2 protein-coding genes are annotated in these 899 nt (G+C 48.7%); both read right to left on the bottom strand.

From position 1 onward, the window contains the following. The coding region (locus A3763_RS22130; RefSeq protein ID WP_304440837.1) for a biotin carboxylase N-terminal domain-containing protein at positions 1–429 on the bottom strand (429 nt) is incomplete at its 3' end. A gap of 18 nt (positions 430–447) precedes the next feature. Then, positions 448–894 carry an acetyl-CoA carboxylase biotin carboxyl carrier protein gene (gene accB, locus A3763_RS22125; RefSeq protein WP_068512191.1) on the bottom strand — a complete coding sequence of 149 codons (447 nt, stop codon included), beginning with the start codon at positions 892–894 and terminating at the stop codon, positions 448–450. Between the last annotated feature and the right edge of the window lie 5 nt (positions 895–899).

Raw genomic sequence — 899 nt, 5'->3', positions numbered from 1 at the left:
ATCTTGATTATTTGTGATCGGGCCGTCGGAGCCAGGAACCGTCGGTACGCCGGCTTTTGTCATGGCTTTGATGGCTGAAACTTTATTCCCCATTAAGCGAATGACACTGGCAGGGGGGCCAATGAAGGTAAAGCCGCTCTTTTCGACTTGTTCTGCGAAGTCAGCATTTTCAGCAAGAAAACCGTAGCCAGGATGAATGCCAACAGCATTGGTCACTTCAGCGGCGCTGATTATTGCAGGTATATTGAGGTAGCTCTCGACAGGGCTGTTATTACCAATACAAACTGACTCGTCTGCCAAGCGAACGTGCATAAGGTCTCTATCAACCTTGGAGTGTACGGCGACCGAAGGAATACCGATCTCTTTGCAGGCGCGTAGAATTCGTAAGGCTATTTCGCCACGATTAGCGATTAGAACTTTTTTTAACATCAGTGTTACCTGCGAGCCTTATGCAATTGTAAATAGTATCTGATCGAACTCGATAGGTTCTCCGTCACTGACTTCTATCGACTGAATAACGCCGCTTCGGTCTGCCTCGATTTGGTTCATCATTTTCATTGCTTCAATGATGCACAAGACATCGCCAGCCTTAACGCTTTGTCCAACTTCAACAAATGGGGCGGAGTCAGGTGAGGGCGCCTTGTAGAAGGTGCCGACCATAGGGGCATTGATTGTCTGGTCACTAGAGGTGCTCGCCGGTGCCGGACTTGCAGTGGATGTTTCTGTGATAGGTGCTGAAGCAGACGTTACGGGTGCTGGGGCCGCTGCTGGTGCGGCGACAACATGCTTGCGACGGTTGATGCGGATGGACTCTTCGCCTTCCTTAATCTCTAGTTCTTCTACATCTGACTCGGTGATTAATTCGATCAGCTTTTTGATTTTTCGAATATCCATAACAA

The sequence above is a fragment of the Oleiphilus sp. HI0128 genome (assembly GCF_001635365.1).
This window is presented reverse-complemented; position numbering and strand designations above follow the sequence as displayed.